A 14,679-nucleotide genomic window follows, 5' to 3' on the forward strand; every position below is an offset into this window, starting at 1 on the left:
CGCGCCATGTCATCGGAGTCGACGGAAGTCTGGGCGGGCTGGTACCGCGACCGGCTGGGCGCGGAAGCGGTCACGATAGCGGCGCACGGGCAGCAACTGCGCACGCATATCAGGGGAATCGAGTACGAAGGGGCGACTTTCGCGACCCTCGAGCCGGTGGGCCTGAGCGGGCTGCTGTCCTCCTGCGTACTGGAGTGGGACATGCCACTGCCCGTCCACTCGGACGGCACGGTCCAACGAGCCACGCTCAGCTGCCTGTTGACGCTCGGCGAGGCGCAGCCGGACGGGCAGCTCGACCGCGCCGACCTCAATCTGACCCTGCACTACGGCGGAGCCGCGTACGAATCCGGCGTCGCCGGTGGTGACTTCGACGACGCCCTCAGCCGTATCCGAGGCCAGCTGCCGCCCGGCGCGGAGCTCGGGCAGTCGGCGCCGGTGGGTGCCTGACGGAGGCCCTCAGCGCACTCCGTTCCAGCCCCAGCGCGGCGTCGGGCCCGGATCCCCTAGATCCGTGCCCACCGTGTCGGCCGAGACCGCACGGGCGATCTTCGTACCCCAGTCGAAGTACTCCACCACCCGGCGGCGCAGCAGCTCGTCGTCCGGGAGCTCCTTCGCCACCGCGTCCGTCATCAGCTCCATCCAGCGCAGCCGCTGCTCCTCGGTGATCGAGAGCCCGAGGTGGGCGCGGAGCAGGGCCTGGTGGCCGCCGAGCTCGGCGGTGAAGCGGGCAGGTCCGTCGAAGACCTCGGCCAGCCACACGGCGACATGCTCGATGTGGGTGGGGGTGAAGTCGGCGAAGACGGGGGCGAGCAGCGGGTCGGCGAGGACGGCGTCGTAGAAGGTGTTGCTCAGCCGCCGCAGCGCGTCCGCGCCGCCCACGGCCTCGTACAGCGTCGCGGGACGCTCGTCCGGCCTGTCCGTCTCTTCGGTCACGGTTCCTCCTGGCTCCGGCGTGTGGGTCCCAGGATTCACGGCCCTGTCCGCGGGCCCAAGCGTTTCCGACTACTTCCGCCAAGAGCAGAAGGCGCCCCGCCATGGGCCGGCGGGGCGCCTCTCGTGCTCAGGGACCGGTCAGGAGACGCGGGCGATCGCCGCCGCCAGGCCGTTGGCCCACAGGGCGTCCACCCGGGCACGCTCCTGCGCATCCGGGTTGGCGTTCTGGCAGGACGTGCCGGGGCCGCCGCCCGACATCAGCTCGCTGCACGGGCCCGAGTAGTGGTCCGGCAGGCCGAGCACGTGCCCGGTCTCATGGGCGGTGACCCGGGTGGAGTTGTACTGCTGGTTCTGCGCGTAGTCGAGGAAGATGTAGCCGCGGCCGTGCCCGTCGGTGCTGGCGTACGAGCCGCGGGAGTCATTGCCCTCGCGGTAGGAGAAGTCCGCACCCGAACCTTCCTGCAGTTTCACATTGCTGACGGAGCTGTTCCAGATCTGGGTGCTCTGGGATATCTGGCTGCGGAAGCTGGGTGCGCTGCTGGTGCTGTAGACGACCGTCACGGCCTGCGCGCCGGGGTTCGCGGCGCGCTTCTCGGCGACCGACTTCACGACGGCGTCGAAGAAGGCCTTCGTCGCCTTGGCATTCGCCGACGAGCCGGCGTAGGTGGAGTACGACGAAGAGGCGGCCGTAGGGGAGTTGGCCGTCGTCGTGGCTGCGGTCGCGGGCACCGCGCTCAGCGCGGCGGCGAGGCCGATGCCGAGGGCGGCGGAGAGTACGGTTCTGGAGTGACGCATGTGGGGGGCTCCTGCTCATCCGATGAACGGGTTTGCTTGGGGAGAGTGTTGAGGAGCCTGATGCGTTCCGGATGATGCCAACTGCCGATAGCACGAGCGCATCACCCTGTCCAGTTCTGCCCTGTGTGCCCCAACTCGTGTGTCTGGTGTGACAGTTGAGGCAGCTCTACGCTCGGGTCATGGAGCTCGAGGTGAGGCACCTCCGTGCGCTGTGCGCCATAGCGGACAGCGGCAGCCTGCACAAAGCCGCCCGGCAACTGGGCATGAGCCAGCCGTCCTTGACGACGCAGCTTCGGCGTATCGAGAACTCCCTCGGCGCGGAGCTCTTCTGGCGTGAACGCACCGGCTGCCGGCCGACCCCGCTGGGCCGCTCCGTACTGAGCCGGGCCCGCCCGCTGGTGGCCGAAATGGCCGCGCTCGTCGTGGAGGCCAAGGCGGCAGCGGCACGGGCCGGCGGCCCCCGGCTGCGCGTCGGCTCCACCGCCAGCCGCGCGCTGGCAGGCTGGCTGCGCCGGCTGCGCGAGCGGCTGTCCGGAACCGATATCTCGCTGCATATGGACGTCTCCGCCAACGCGCTGCTGCGGATGGTCGCCGCGGGGCAGCTCGATGTCGCCTTCGTGCACGAGGTGGAGGGCTGCCCGCTCCTGGTGCCCGACGGACTCGCCGTACGCATACTGGTGGAGCGCGAGCCGCAGTTCATCTCGATGGCCCGCGACCATCCGGCGGCCGCCGCAGCCGTCGTGGAGCTGACCGATCTGGCCGGGGACCGCTGGATGGTCGACCCGACGGTGGACGGCGAATGGGACGGGCTGCGCCGAGTGCTCGGCGCCGCGGGCCTCAACCCACCTGTTCTGCACGGGGATTACCTCACCGCCGCGTCCCTGATCGCGGTCGGCGAGGCGGTCGCGCCGTGCCAGCCGACCTCGGGACCGCGCGAGGACATGGCGATCCGTCCGCTGCGTGGCGACCCGCTCGCCGTGCGGCTGCTGCTGTTCTCCAGACCCGGAGCGTGCGTGGAGCTGTACGCGGCGGTGTACGAGGAGCTGGAGGCGGCGTACCGGGAGGCGGCCCTGCGCGCGGCCGCGTACCGGCAGTGGCTGCTGCGGCACAAGAGCCCGTTACTGCACGCGCCCGCGGCCTGAGGCGGTGCGGCGGTCACTCCAGGGGCGTCGAACGGGCGTAACGCCCCGCTCGGCGCCTCGATTTGTCACGCCGCCGATGGTGCCGCCGTGGGTATTCTTCCGCGCGTAGCCGACCGGACCGAGTGGTGGGCTCCAGAGGGGGAGAGACCGTGGCGACAGGTAGAGAGCGTTCCCGGATGATTGCCACCGAGGGCGGTCACCGGGTGACGCCGGCCGAGCTGTTCTTCGACTTGGTGTTCGTCTACGCGATCACTCAGGTCACCGCCCTGATGGCGGCCGACCCGAGCCTGCTGCGGATGCTCGGCGCGGCCGTGGTGCTGGCGCTGCTGTGGTGGTGCTGGTGTTGTTTCGCCTGGCTGGGCAATGTGGTGCGAGCCGACACCGGGGGGATGTTCGCCGTGCTGGTCGCGGTGATGGCGGTGGTGCTCGTCGTCTCACTGACCGTCCCGGAGGTCTACACCGACGCACCCGGCGGCCTGTCCGCACCACTGGTGTTCGTGCTCTGCTACGGCGCGGTCCGGATCCTGCACCTGGTCTCCTACTGGATCTCCAGCCCCGGTGACGAGGCGCTCCATGTGACGCTGCGCCGGACGGCGCTGCTGTCGGTGGCGCCGCCGTTCGTACTGCTGCTGATCGGCAGCGCGTTCACCGGTGTCACGCAGGTGCTGCTGTGGCTCGGCGCGGTCGTGATCGACTACCTCGGGATCTATGTCACGGGGTCATCGGGCTGGCGTGTCACCTCGCCGGGGCACTTCGCCGAGCGGCACGGCCTGATCGTGATCATCGCCCTGGGCGAGTCCATCGTTGCGATCGGCGTGGGGGTGTCCGGCCTTCCCCTCACCATGCCGGTGCTGGCAGCTGCAGCCGCGGGCCTGTTGGTCGTCGCCGGGCTGTGGCGCGTGTACTTCCGGCAGATCAGCGAACCGGCCGAACACCGGCTGACCACTCTGGACGGCGATGCCCGCACCCGGCTGGCTCGCGACGTCTACACGTTCCTGCACCTGCCGCTCGTCGCGGGAGTCGTACTCACCGCGCTGGGCATGAAGACGGTGCTCCACCAGGTCGCCGACACCGAGCACTACGACCTGTCCGAACCGCTGCACGGGGTGGTGGCCTGGGCGCTCGCCGGAGGCGTGGGTGTCTTCCTGCTGGCGGCGGCTGCGATCCTGCTGCGCACCGGCGGCCGGAGATCTGTGATCCTCATCGCCGGAGGGCTCGGCTGCCTGTGCGCGGGAGCGGTCGTCGTCCTGATGCCCGCACTGGTCGCGCTGGTGCTGCTGGCCGCGGCGGTGACGGGAATGGTGGTCCTGCACAGCCGGAAGGGCCGGGCAGCCGAGACGGGCGGGGCGTGAGCCTGGAGAAGAAGACCGCACCCGCTCCGTCATGGACGCCGTGCTCGGCGGCCCGCGGACCGGGTGCGGAAAGGTGGGCGATGCGACCCGCGAAAGCGCGGGGCAGGCCGCCCAGCCAAGATCAAGCCTTCTTCGTCTCCCAGAAGATCTTGTCGATCTGGGCGATGTAGTCCAGCGCCTTCTGGCCCGTCGCCGGGTCCGTCGAGGCCTTCGCGGTCGACAGCGCCTTCAGGGCGTCGTTGACCAGCTGGTGCAGCTCCGGGTACTTCTCGAAGTGCGGGGGCTTGAAGTAGTCGCTCCACAGCACCGAGACGTGGTGCTTGGCGAGCTCCGCGCGCTGCTCCTTGATGACCGTGGCGCGGGCCCGGAAGTGCGGGTCCTCGTTGGCCTGGTACTTCTCCTGGACGGCCTTGACCGACTCGGCCTCGATGCGAGCCTGGGCCGGGTCGTAAACACCGCAGGGGAGGTCGCAGTGGGCGCTGACCTTCACCTTGGGGGCAAACAGGCGGGAGAGCATTGAGCTGTCCTTCCTCGTGATCGTCTTCTCAGGTGGGACATTACTCCGTGAGAGACGCGTTTTCGCGGGTGCCCCCTAGGGCTTAGGACAAAAGTCCAGGGTCAGTATGGGACCGGTGGCCGAACATACCGTGGGACTCGGAGGTGGCGGATGACTGAGCAGGGGCGGGAGCCGAGAGCGCCATTCGGGGTCGCCGAAGTGACGGGTCCTTCCATGTACCCGACGCTGAAGCACGGCGATCAACTGCTGGTGCATTACGGCGCGGAGGTGAAGGCCGGCGACGTCGCCGTACTGCGCCATCCGCTGCAACAGGATCTGCTCATCGTCAAGCGGCTCGTCGAGCGGCGCGAGGACGGCTGGTGGGTGCTCGGGGACAACCCGGGGGCGGAGGGGGACAGCCGGCTGTTCGGCACAGTGCCCCACGAGTTGCTGCTGGGGCGGGTGCGCGGCAGATACCGGCCGCTGGCCGAGGATCAGCGGTCGGTTCGCGGGGTCGTCTCCTGGGCGGCGTCGTCGCTGCGGCTCGTGCTCGCGGACCGTTCCGTCTCGAGACGTTTGCGGGCGCGGTAGGCAGCCACGTTGGCGCGGGTCGCGCAGCGGTCCGAGCAGTAGCGGCGTGAGCGGTTGGTCGAGGTGTCGAGGTAGGCGTTGCGGCACGGTGCTGCCTCGCAGAGGCCGAGCCGGTCGACGCCGTACTCCGTGAGATGGAACGCGAGGCCCATCGCGGCGATCGCGGCGTACCCCGCCGTCGCATTGGACGGGTGGTCGGCCAGGTGCATGTGCCACTTCGGGCGGCCGTCCTCGTCCCGGAAGTCGTGGCCCGAGATCTGCGGGTTCACCGGGAACTCCAGCAGCAGTGAGTTGAGCAGGTCGACCGCCTGGGTCTCGTCGCCGCCGTCGGCCGCGGTGAAGACCGCGCGCAGGCGGCCCCGTACGGACCGGAAACGGGTGACATCCGCGTCGGTGGCGCGGCGCGCGGCCTGGGAAGACTCGCCGAAGAGCTCGCGAATGGACTCGACCGAGGTGAGGGAGTCCTTGTTGCGAGCCGGCTCCTCGGTGTTGACCAGGCGCACGGCATAGTCCGAGTAATAGGCCAGTTCCACTTGTAGTCCTTACCGCGGCGTTCTAGTGTCGACGTAACAGCTGATGATGCTTCGAGGGTATTACGGACGGGAGGGTTCCGGTGGCGGAGACGGCGGCAGGGACGGGTACGGGGACCGACTGGCGGGCCTGGCAGGAGAGCTGGGACCGGCAGCAGGAGTGGTACATGCCCGACCGCGAGGAGCGGTTCCGGGTGATGCTGGACATGGTCGAGGACCTGGTGGGCCCCGAGCCGAGGGTGCTGGATCTCGCTTGCGGTACGGGAAGTATCACGGACCGACTGCTCAAGCGGTTCCCGAAGGCCGCCAGTACGGGGGTGGATCTGGACCCCGCCCTGTTGACCATCGCAGAGGGGTACTTCGACGGCGACGAGCGCATCACCTTCGTCACCGCCGACCTGAAGGACCCCGAGTGGGTCAGGAAGCTGCCGTACGACCAGTACGACGCCGTGCTCACCGCCACCGCCCTGCACTGGCTGCACAACGAGCCCCTCGCCGCGCTGTACGGGCAGATCGCGGGGCTCGTGCGGGACGGCGGTGTCTTCATGAACGCCGACCACATGATCGACAGCACCACCCCGCGCATCAACGCCGCCGAGCGGGCCCGCCGGCACGCCCACATGGAGCGGGCCAAGGCCGCCGGTGCGCTCGACTGGTCCGGATGGTGGGCCCTGGCCGCCGAGGACCCCGTACTCGCCGGGCCGACCGCCAAGCGTTACGAGATCTACGGCGAGCACGCCGACGGGGACATGCCGTCCCCGCACTGGCACGCCGAGACGCTGCGCACGGCCGGATTCGGCGAGGCCCGCGCCGTGTGGGCCTCGCCCTCCGACACACTGCTGCTGGCTGTGAAGTAGCTTCCGGAGAACGCGAGAGGGCGGTACGGACATCACGTCCGTACCGCCCTCTCGCGTGACTACAGAACCTTCGAGAGGAAGGACTTGGTGCGGTCGTGCTGGGGGTTGGTCAGCACGTCGCGGGGGTGGCCGGATTCGACCACGACGCCGTCGTCCATGAAGACCAGGGCGTCGCCGACCTCGCGGGCGAAGCCCATCTCGTGGGTGACGACGATCATGGTCATGCCGTCCTCGGCCAGGCCGCGCATGACGTCCAGGACGTCACCCACCAGCTCCGGGTCGAGGGCGGAGGTCGGCTCGTCGAAGAGCATCAGCTTCGGTTCCATCGCCAGCGCGCGGGCGATGGCGACGCGCTGCTGCTGGCCGCCGGAGAGCTGGGAGGGGTAGTTCTTGGCCTTGTCGGCCAGGCCCACCCGGTCCAGCAGCCGCTCCGCGCGGGCCCGGGCCACGGCCTTCGACTCGCCCTTGACCTGGATCGGGGCTTCCATGACATTCGCCAGAGCGGTCATGTGCGGGAACAGGTTGAAGCGCTGGAAGACCATGCCGATGTCCCGGCGCTGCGCCGCGACCTCGCTGTCCTTCAGCTCGTAGAGCTTGTCGCCCTTCTGCCGGTAGCCCACCAGCCGACCGTCGACCGAGAGCCGGCCGGCGTTGATCTGCTCCAGGTGGTTGATGCACCGCAGGAAGGTGGACTTGCCGGAACCGGACGGGCCGACCAGGCAGAACACCTCACGCGGGGCGACCTCAAGATCGATGCCCTTGAGGATGTGCGCGGCACCGTAGGACTTGTGGACGCCCTCGGCCTTCACCATGGCGCTCATGCGACGCCTCCCTTCGGACGGCCGAACGCCAGATTGGCCTTGACCTTCTGCCACGGCGTCGGCGGCAGCTGCCGCAGCGATCCGCGGGCGTAGTAGCGCTCGACGTAGTACTGGCCGACGCTGAAGACGCTGGTCAGAGCCAGGTACCAGATCGAGGCCACCAGCAGCATCTCCATGACCGCGAACGACGTGGAGCCGATGTTCGTCGCCGCGCGGAGCAGTTCGTTGTACTGCACCGCGGAGACGAGGGAGGAGGTCTTGAGCAGGTTGATGAACTCATTCCCGGTCGGCGGCACGATCACCCGCATCGCCTGCGGGAGCACGATCCGCCGCATGGTCTTGCCGGTGGGCATGCCCAGCGCGTGGGAAGCCTCGGTCTGGCCCTCGTCGACCGACTGGATGCCGGCCCGGACGATCTCGGCCATATAGGCGCCCTCGTTCAGGCCCAGGCCCAGCAGGGCGACCACGAACGGGGTCATGACGTCGACCATCTCGTCCTTGTAGAACCCGAGGTTCAGGACGGGGAAGATCAGCGCGAGGTTGAACCAGAGCAGCAGCTGCACATACACCGGTGTGCCGCGGAAGAACCAGATGTACAGCCAGGACACCGCACCCGTCACCGGGTTCTTCGACAGCCGCATGACCGCGAAAACAATGCCCAGAATCAGGCCGACCAGCATCGACAGCACGCTGATAAGCACCGTGCGGCCCATGCCCGCCAGGATCCGGTCGTCGAAGACGAAGTCCCCGACCGTGCCCCAGTTGACGTCGCCCTGCGAGAAGGAATACACCAGCGTGCCCAGCAGCGCCACGACGACGACACCGCTGACCCAGCGGCCCCAGTGCCGTACCGGGATGGCCTTGATCTGCTCAGGGGGAATGAAGGCCCCCTTGCTGACCGCCGAGTCCGCCGGTGGCTCGTCGGCGGGCGTTTTGTCGAACTTGTCAGTCACAGTGACTGCCCTTCAGGTGAACGCTTGAGGCGAGAACGCCGTATTACTTGCCGGCGTTGATGGTCGCCTCGGTCACGGCGCTGTTCTTGACGTCCCACTTCTCCAGGACCTTCGCGTACTCGCCGTTCTTGATGATCGCGTTCAGCGCTTCCTTGAGCGCGTCACGGAGCTGAGCGTTGTCCTTGTCGACGGCGATGCCGAACGGACCGGCCTCGGTCTGGTCGCCCGTGACCTCGAAGTCCTTGCCGCCGCCCGCGGTCTTCGCGATGTGCGCGGCGACCGGGTAGTCGTTGAGGTCGGCGACAGCGCCGCCGGACTTCACGCGGGTCTGGGCCTCGGCGTCGGTGTCGAACGCCTCGATGCTGAGCGTGCCCTTGCCGTCCTTGCTGCACTTGGTGGCCTGGGTCTTGAAGGTCTTCTCGTAGGTCGTGCCGCGCTGGACGGCCACCTTCTTGCCACACAGGTCGTCGAGCGACTTGATGCTGTCCGGGTTGCCCTTCTTGACCAGGAGCGAGACGCCGGAAGTGAAGTAGTCGACGAAGTCGACGCCCTGGCCGACCTTCTTGCCCTTGTCGTCCAGGCCCTGCTGGCGGTCCTTGGTGTCGCTCATGGCGGACATGACGATGTCCTGGCGGCCGGTGTTGAGCGAGGAGATCAGGCCGTCGAAGGTGCCGCTGGTGAACTGGAACTTGACGCCGAGCTGAGTGCCGAGGGCCGCGGCGATGTCGGGGTCGATGCCGACGATCTTGCCGCCCTCCTCGTACTCCATCGGGGCATACGCGGCATCCGTACCGACCTTGATCACGCCGGCGTCCTGGTACTTCTTCGGCAGCTTGTCGAAGAGCGCAGCGCTGCTCTCCTTGGTGCCCCCGGACGCCGAGGTGCCGGAGTTGGTCTGGTCACCACAGGCGGTGAGCATCAGTGAGCCGGCGACCGCGATTGCGCCGACCGCGGCGATCCGGGACCGGGCGGCGGTCGTACGACAGGTGTTGCTTGCGGTCATGATCTGGATCCTCCGGCGGGTGAGGTGGCAGCCTTTTTGGACATTCCGGTCGTTGTACTCACCTTCGAGTGTCGCGACCTTGAGTGTTTTCGGCATCTTGCCATTCGGACTAGCCCAATCAGGGGGCCGCGCATGTCAAAATCGGGTAACGGGTCACCCCCGAACCCCACGAGGCCGGTACATCAAGGCCGGACCTCTTACGGGAATGCCTTCTTCCGACCGGAAGATCTACGGCCTGTCTTGCTTCGCGGACGGTTTTCAGTGCGCAAAGCGGACGTGTCCAGATATTCGGCCATGAGTCGTGTCACCGCGTGGATAACGACTCGTCGCGGTGCCGTCCGTCCGGTATGAAGGACGTTTACACCCCTCATCCGGGGCTCAGGGCGCGTGTGCGGCGCGCCCGCGCGTACGTACCTCCCCCTGCCAGGCGGGCCAACCGCTGCGGCAGGGCACGGACGCGGTGCCCGCCCACCCCTCCTCAACCAGGAGTGGCCACCCTCAACAGATGAAGACTTAAGGGGTCAACCAAATGGCAGCGGAGATCGTCAATCCTCGCAGCGACAGCGGTACGGAGAGTGCTCCCGAGGAGCCCTTCGATCCGGCCTTCGCGCTGCACCGCGGCGGCAAAATGGCCGTCCAGGCCACCGTGCCGATCCGCGACAAGGACGACCTGTCCCTCGCGTACACACCCGGCGTCGCCAAGGTCTGCACCGCGATCGCGGAGCAGCCCGAGCTCGTCCACGACTACACCTGGAAGTCGCAGGTCGTCGCTGTCGTGACGGACGGGACCGCGGTGCTCGGTCTCGGTGACATCGGTCCGGAGGCGTCGCTTCCGGTGATGGAGGGGAAAGCCATCCTCTTCAAGCAGTTCGGCGGCGTGGACGCGGTGCCCATCGCGCTCGCCACTACCGACGCGGACGAGATCGTCGAGACCGTTGTGCGGCTCGCGCCGTCCTTCGGCGGCGTGAACCTCGAGGACATCTCGGCACCGCGGTGCTTCGAGATCGAGCGCAAGCTCCAGGAGCGCCTCGACATCCCCGTCTTCCACGACGACCAGCACGGCACCGCCGTGGTGACCCTCGCCGCGCTGCGGAACGCCGCGAAGCTGACCGGGCGCGGTCTCGGTGACCTGCGCGCCGTCATCTCCGGCGCCGGAGCGGCCGGCGTGGCCATCGCGAAGTTCCTGCTGGAGGCGGGCATCGGCGATGTGGCGGTGGCCGACCGCAAGGGCATCGTCAGCGCCGACCGCGAGGACCTGACGCCGGTCAAGCGGGAGCTCGCGGAGATCACGAACCGGGCGGGGCTGAGCGGCTCGCTGGAGACCGCGCTGGCCGGCGCGGACGTCTTCATCGGCGTCTCCGGCGGTACGGTGCCGGAGTCGGCGGTCGCCTCGATGGCGCCGGGAGCCTTCGTCTTCGCGATGGCCAACCCGAACCCGGAGGTGCACCCCGATGTCGCGCACCGGTACGCGGCGGTGGTGGCCACGGGTCGCAGCGACTACCCGAACCAGATCAACAACGTGCTGGCCTTCCCGGGCATCTTCGCGGGTGCGCTGCAGGTGCGGGCGTCCCGGATCACCGAGGGCATGAAGATCGCGGCGGCGAACGCGCTGGCGGACGTGGTGGGCGACGCGCTGGCGGCCGACTATGTGATCCCGTCCCCGTTCGACGAGCGCGTGGCCCCGGCGGTCACCGCGGCGGTGGCGGCGGCTGCGCGCGCGGAGGGTGTCGCGAGGCGTTGACGGGTCGCTGACGCGTTCGGCGTACGAGAACGGGCCGTGCCGCACCCCCCGAGGGGTGCGGCACGGCCCGTTCCGTTGGCGGGACCGGCAGAACTTCGTCCCTGGGCTTCGTCCGAACAGGTGGCGACGCCCGGGGTGTCCACGGCGCAACGCGGTGCGTGTCACACCTCGGAGTGGTTCCGTCGCGTCCCGTCCCCGTCCTATCGTCAAGGTCATGTTCGCCGCCTACGCCGCCCGCATCGACCGTGACGCCCCGCTCAACGGCCTGGAGCTGGGCGAACGCCCGGCCCCCGAGGTCCGCCCAGGCTGGACCACCGTCACCGTCAAGGCCGCCTCGCTCAACCACCACGACCTCTGGTCGCTGCGGGGGGTCGGCCTCAGCGAGGACAAGCTGCCGATGATCCTCGGCTGCGACGCCGCGGGCATCGACGCGGACGGCAACGAGGTCGTGGTCCACTCCGTCATCGGTCAGACCGGGCACGGCGTCGGCCCGAACGAGCCGCGCTCCATCCTCACCGAGCGCTACCAGGGCACCTTCGCCGAGCAGGTCACCGTCCCGGCCTGGAACGTCCTGCCGAAGCCGAAGGAGCTCAGCTTCGAGGAGGCCGCCTGTCTGCCGACCGCCTGGCTCACCGCGTACCGGATGCTGTTCACCAACGCCGGGGTGCGGCCCGGGGATTCGGTCCTGGTGCAGGGCGCGGGCGGTGGCGTGGCGACCGCCGCGATCGTTCTCGGCAAAGCGGCGGGCCTGCGCGTCTACGCCACCAGCCGCGACGAGGCCAAGCGGAAGCGAGCCGTCGAACTGGGCGCGGAGGAGGCGTACGAGCCCGGCGCGCGGCTGCCGCGGCGCGTGGACGCCGTCATCGAGACGGTCGGCGCCGCGACCTGGTCGCACTCGGTCAAGTCGCTGAGGCCCGGCGGCACGCTGGTGATCTCGGGCGCGACCAGCGGCGACCGCCCCTCGCACGCCGAGCTGACCCGGATCTTCTTCCTGGAGCTGAAGGTCGTCGGCTCGACGATGGGTTCGAAGGACGAGTTGGAGGATCTGCTCTCCTTCTGCGCGGCGACGGGCGTACGGCCGGTGATCGACGAGGTGCTGCCGCTGGACCGGGCCAGGGAGGGCTTCGAGCGGATGGCCGGCGGCGACCTCTTCGGAAAGATCGTGCTGACGCCCTCTTGATGGACCGTCAGGTGCGCTGATGGGATCCTCCCATGCGTACGCGCCGAACGATTCGGGCACTGGCGGCGGTCTGCTGCACCCTTCTGCTGTTCGCGGGGGCCCCGGCCGCCGCGGCCCCGGGCGGTCTCGGTGACATTCCCCGGCTGACCGACGACCGCGGCCGAACGCTCACCCTGCGCGGCTGGAACGTCGAGGACAAGGCGAACCGTGGCGAGCAGGCCCTCTCCGCCGTCACCGAGAAGCACTTCCGCGATATGCGCGCCAAGGGCTTCAACTTCGCCCGGCTGCTGGTCTTCTGGGACGACATCGAGCCCAGGCGGGGCCAGTACAGCGCCGCGTATCTGCGCAAGATCGAGCGGATCCTGGACTGGGCCGAGAGATACGACATCCAGGTGCTGATCGACGCCCACCAGGACGTCTTCGGCCCCGCCTTCGGGCACCGCGGCATCCCCGAGTGGGCGACCCGGACCGACGGGCTGCCCTTCACACCGCACCCGGACGACTGGTTCTCCGAGTACTTCGAGCCGGCCGTGCAGCGCGCGTTCACCCACCTCTACGAGGACGAGGATCTGCGGCGCGCGCAGGCGCGGATGTGGCGGGTCCTCGCCGACCGCTTCCAGCACCACCCCGCCGTCCTCGGCTACGACCTGATCAATGAGCCGATGGGCGAGATGCGCCCGGGCGAGGAGCTGCCCACGGCGGCCCGCCGGATCGAGCGCGACCAGCTGACGCCGATGTACAACCGCCTTGCGGACGCCGTCCGTTCGGCCGACGAGGACAGCTGGATCTTTATCGAGCCGACCCCGATCGTGGGCGAGGGCGTCCCCACGGGCCTCGGGAAGATCAAGGACCCGAAGGTCGTCTACGCCCCGCACTTCTACAACGGGGCGATGGAGGCGGGCGCGGACTACGACCCGGCGGCGGGCTGGATCGAGTCGTACGAGTCGGCCGTCACCGCGTACCCCGAGGCACAGGGGATCCCGGTCGTGGTAGGCGAGTGGGGCCCGCTCAACAACTCCCTTCCGAACATGTCGCGCTTCTACCGTGAGGCGCTCGCCTCCCTTCATCGCTACAGCTCCGGCTGGGCCGGCTATGTGTGGTGCTACGGGAGCGGGTACTGCGCGGTCGACGGCGCGGGAGCGTTCCGTACGAACAAGGAGCAGACCGCCGCCCCGTACGCCGCGGCCGTGGCGGGCCGGGTGGGCACGGACGCGTACGACCCGGCGAGCGGGACGTACCGACTGGTGTACCGGGCGTCCGCGCGGCCGGACACGACGGAGATCTCGCTGCCGCCGAGCACGTACGGCTGGCGTATCGCCGTGGCCGGCCCGGCCTGCGCGGATACCCGCACGGTGGCGGCGGGCACTTCCCGTGTGGTGCGCTTCCTGGCCCGGCCGGGGGCGCGGATCACGGCGACCATCACTCCTGGTACACCACGATGAAGTCGCGGCAGGGCCCGTCGTGCACGGCCAGGGCGCTGCGCAGCCCGCGCAGATGCGCGGTTGTCAGCTGGAGCGGGGGCTCGTCCGGCTGATACGTGGTGCCACGCGGGTAGTCCACGTCCGCGGTGGTCGTCATCTCTATGTGGCAGCCGAGGATGTGGGTCACCGGTGTCGTCTCGCAGAACGCCAGCAGGCGGTCGACGGTGGCGGTGAAGGCGGCGGTGTCCTGGACGTACAGCCGGCCGGGGTAGAGGGAGTCGCCGGTCAGCAGCAGACCGGTGTGCCGGTCGTGGAAGACAACGGCGGCCTCCTGGTGCCCGGGCCCTGGCAGCAGATCCAGCACCCGCCCGCCGAGGTCCAGCTCGCCTTGGCCTTCCGGCCAGCCCTTGAACCCGAAGAAGTCCGTCACTTCTTTCAGCGAAGGACCGACGACCTCGGTCCGCGGGCGGTCCGCGAACTGGGCGTCGCCGGCGATGTGGTCACCGTGCCCATGGGTGTGAGCCACCACCAGTCCGTACTCCGCGCGCGGATTCCGGTCGAGCCACCCGTCGATCAGCGCGTCCACGGTCGCGCGCAGTGGGAAGTGCGCGGGGTCGGCCGTGGCGCCGGTGTCCAGCAGCAGTGCCCGTTCGTTCCCGAACAGCAGGAAGAGGAACGGGGCTTCGAAGTGCACGGACTTGTTCTGCCGAAGGATCACGGTGTGCTCGGAGTACGCATGGACCTGTATCTCCGGCAGCGGGTCGTGCTTGGGCGACGGCCAGCCGGCATGCCACTGGACGTCGAGGCTGCCGGTCACGGGTGCGGCGGTACGGAAATCGATCACGGGACCACGGTACGACGGGG

General features: G+C 69.1%; 16 protein-coding genes. 8 read left to right on the forward strand and 8 right to left on the reverse strand.

What is annotated here, in order from left to right; genetic code table 11:
• Nucleotides 1-6: 6 nt before the first annotated feature.
• Nucleotides 7-447, forward strand: a complete 441-nt coding sequence (locus ACFYXH_RS04455) for a DUF6304 family protein (protein ID WP_389560456.1) — start codon at nucleotides 7-9, stop codon at nucleotides 445-447.
• Nucleotides 448-456: 9 nt separating this feature from the next.
• On the opposite strand, the gene ACFYXH_RS04460 is transcribed toward ACFYXH_RS04455, so the two are convergent.
• Both ACFYXH_RS04460 and snpA read right to left on the reverse strand, forming a co-directional pair.
• Nucleotides 457-933 (reverse strand): group II truncated hemoglobin, encoded by a 477-nt coding sequence (locus ACFYXH_RS04460; protein ID WP_389560458.1) that lies wholly within the window; start codon nucleotides 931-933, stop codon nucleotides 457-459.
• A 138-nt stretch (nucleotides 934-1,071) separates the two neighbouring features.
• Complete coding sequence (snpA, locus tag ACFYXH_RS04465; protein WP_389560460.1) at nucleotides 1,072-1,728, reverse strand: snapalysin; 657 nt, start codon at nucleotides 1,726-1,728, stop codon at nucleotides 1,072-1,074.
• Nucleotides 1,729-1,907: 179 nt separating this feature from the next.
• Between snpA and ACFYXH_RS04470 the strand changes: the two genes are divergently transcribed.
• Together ACFYXH_RS04470 and ACFYXH_RS04475 are read left to right on the forward strand one after the other, a co-directional pair.
• Entirely contained in the window at nucleotides 1,908-2,870 is a 963-nt protein-coding gene (locus ACFYXH_RS04470) for a LysR family transcriptional regulator (protein WP_389560462.1), read from the forward strand.
• Between the two features lie 176 nt (nucleotides 2,871-3,046).
• Nucleotides 3,047-4,222 carry a low temperature requirement protein A gene (locus ACFYXH_RS04475; protein ID WP_389560464.1) on the forward strand — a complete coding sequence of 392 codons (1,176 nt, stop codon included), beginning with the start codon at nucleotides 3,047-3,049 and terminating at the stop codon, nucleotides 4,220-4,222.
• A gap of 121 nt (nucleotides 4,223-4,343) precedes the next feature.
• On the opposite strand, the gene sodN is transcribed toward ACFYXH_RS04475, so the two are convergent.
• Complete coding sequence (gene sodN / locus ACFYXH_RS04480) at nucleotides 4,344-4,739, reverse strand: superoxide dismutase, Ni (protein ID WP_108152448.1); 396 nt, start codon at nucleotides 4,737-4,739, stop codon at nucleotides 4,344-4,346.
• Nucleotides 4,740-4,889: 150 nt separating this feature from the next.
• Here sodN and sodX point away from each other — a divergent pair, with 150 nt between their 5' ends.
• Nucleotides 4,890-5,309: a nickel-type superoxide dismutase maturation protease gene (sodX, locus tag ACFYXH_RS04485; protein ID WP_327326013.1), complete on the forward strand. Its 420-nt coding sequence runs from the start codon at nucleotides 4,890-4,892 to the stop codon at nucleotides 5,307-5,309.
• Here sodX and ACFYXH_RS04490 read toward each other — a convergent pair.
• Nucleotides 5,213-5,842: a CGNR zinc finger domain-containing protein gene (locus tag ACFYXH_RS04490; RefSeq protein ID WP_389560467.1), complete on the reverse strand. Its 630-nt coding sequence runs from the start codon at nucleotides 5,840-5,842 to the stop codon at nucleotides 5,213-5,215. The genes sodX and ACFYXH_RS04490 overlap by 97 nt on opposite strands.
• A gap of 80 nt (nucleotides 5,843-5,922) precedes the next feature.
• Between ACFYXH_RS04490 and ACFYXH_RS04495 the strand changes: the two genes are divergently transcribed.
• Nucleotides 5,923-6,696 (forward strand): class I SAM-dependent methyltransferase, encoded by a 774-nt coding sequence (locus tag ACFYXH_RS04495; protein WP_389560469.1) that lies wholly within the window; start codon nucleotides 5,923-5,925, stop codon nucleotides 6,694-6,696.
• Between the two features lie 59 nt (nucleotides 6,697-6,755).
• Here ACFYXH_RS04495 and ACFYXH_RS04500 read toward each other — a convergent pair whose 3' ends face one another.
• Genes ACFYXH_RS04500 through ACFYXH_RS04510 form a run of 3 tightly spaced genes read right to left on the reverse strand, consistent with a single transcriptional unit; the run spans nucleotide 6,756 to nucleotide 9,473 of the window.
• Nucleotides 6,756-7,508: an amino acid ABC transporter ATP-binding protein gene (locus ACFYXH_RS04500; protein ID WP_389560668.1), complete on the reverse strand. Its 753-nt coding sequence runs from the start codon at nucleotides 7,506-7,508 to the stop codon at nucleotides 6,756-6,758.
• A gap of 5 nt (nucleotides 7,509-7,513) precedes the next feature.
• Nucleotides 7,514-8,470: an amino acid ABC transporter permease gene (locus ACFYXH_RS04505; protein WP_389560470.1), complete on the reverse strand. Its 957-nt coding sequence runs from the start codon at nucleotides 8,468-8,470 to the stop codon at nucleotides 7,514-7,516.
• A 43-nt stretch (nucleotides 8,471-8,513) separates the two neighbouring features.
• Nucleotides 8,514-9,473, reverse strand: coding sequence for an ABC transporter substrate-binding protein (locus tag ACFYXH_RS04510; RefSeq protein WP_389560472.1), 960 nt, complete (start codon nucleotides 9,471-9,473; stop codon nucleotides 8,514-8,516).
• Between the two features lie 529 nt (nucleotides 9,474-10,002).
• Between ACFYXH_RS04510 and ACFYXH_RS04515 the strand changes: the two genes are divergently transcribed.
• From ACFYXH_RS04515 to ACFYXH_RS04525, 3 genes are all read left to right on the forward strand, one after another.
• Nucleotides 10,003-11,214 carry an NADP-dependent malic enzyme gene (locus tag ACFYXH_RS04515; protein ID WP_389560474.1) on the forward strand — a complete coding sequence of 404 codons (1,212 nt, stop codon included), beginning with the start codon at nucleotides 10,003-10,005 and terminating at the stop codon, nucleotides 11,212-11,214.
• A 214-nt stretch (nucleotides 11,215-11,428) separates the two neighbouring features.
• Entirely contained in the window at nucleotides 11,429-12,394 is a 966-nt protein-coding gene (locus ACFYXH_RS04520) for a zinc-binding dehydrogenase (protein WP_327326019.1), read from the forward strand.
• Nucleotides 12,395-12,426: 32 nt separating this feature from the next.
• Nucleotides 12,427-13,836: a glycoside hydrolase family 5 protein gene (locus tag ACFYXH_RS04525; protein ID WP_389560476.1), complete on the forward strand. Its 1,410-nt coding sequence runs from the start codon at nucleotides 12,427-12,429 to the stop codon at nucleotides 13,834-13,836.
• Here the strand turns inward: ACFYXH_RS04525 and ACFYXH_RS04530 are convergent.
• The gene (locus ACFYXH_RS04530; RefSeq protein WP_389560478.1) at nucleotides 13,814-14,659 is read right to left on the reverse strand and encodes an MBL fold metallo-hydrolase; all 846 of its coding nucleotides are present in this window, start codon (nucleotides 14,657-14,659) and stop codon (nucleotides 13,814-13,816) included. The genes ACFYXH_RS04525 and ACFYXH_RS04530 overlap by 23 nt on opposite strands.
• Nucleotides 14,660-14,679: the final 20 nt, after the last annotated feature.

The organism is Streptomyces sp. NPDC002730 (assembly GCF_042888805.1).
Taxonomy (GTDB): domain Bacteria; phylum Actinomycetota; class Actinomycetes; order Streptomycetales; family Streptomycetaceae; genus Streptomyces.

Excerpts from the sequence above, each read along its gene's own strand:
- ACFYXH_RS04455 (WP_389560456.1), top strand. The coding sequence starts at position 7 with ATGTCATCGGAGTCGACGGAAGTCTGGGCGGGCTGGTACCGCGACCGG.
- snpA (WP_389560460.1), bottom strand. The coding sequence starts at position 1,728 with ATGCGTCACTCCAGAACCGTACTCTCCGCCGCCCTCGGCATCGGCCTC.
- ACFYXH_RS04470 (WP_389560462.1), top strand. The coding sequence starts at position 1,908 with ATGGAGCTCGAGGTGAGGCACCTCCGTGCGCTGTGCGCCATAGCGGAC.
- ACFYXH_RS04475 (WP_389560464.1), top strand. The coding sequence starts at position 3,047 with ATGATTGCCACCGAGGGCGGTCACCGGGTGACGCCGGCCGAGCTGTTC.
- sodN (WP_108152448.1), bottom strand. The coding sequence starts at position 4,739 with ATGCTCTCCCGCCTGTTTGCCCCCAAGGTGAAGGTCAGCGCCCACTGC.
- sodX (WP_327326013.1), top strand. The coding sequence starts at position 4,890 with ATGACTGAGCAGGGGCGGGAGCCGAGAGCGCCATTCGGGGTCGCCGAA.
- ACFYXH_RS04500 (WP_389560668.1), bottom strand. The coding sequence starts at position 7,508 with ATGGTGAAGGCCGAGGGCGTCCACAAGTCCTACGGTGCCGCGCACATC.
- ACFYXH_RS04510 (WP_389560472.1), bottom strand. The coding sequence starts at position 9,473 with ATGACCGCAAGCAACACCTGTCGTACGACCGCCGCCCGGTCCCGGATC.
- ACFYXH_RS04515 (WP_389560474.1), top strand. The coding sequence starts at position 10,003 with ATGGCAGCGGAGATCGTCAATCCTCGCAGCGACAGCGGTACGGAGAGT.
- ACFYXH_RS04520 (WP_327326019.1), top strand. The coding sequence starts at position 11,429 with ATGTTCGCCGCCTACGCCGCCCGCATCGACCGTGACGCCCCGCTCAAC.
- ACFYXH_RS04525 (WP_389560476.1), top strand. The coding sequence starts at position 12,427 with ATGCGTACGCGCCGAACGATTCGGGCACTGGCGGCGGTCTGCTGCACC.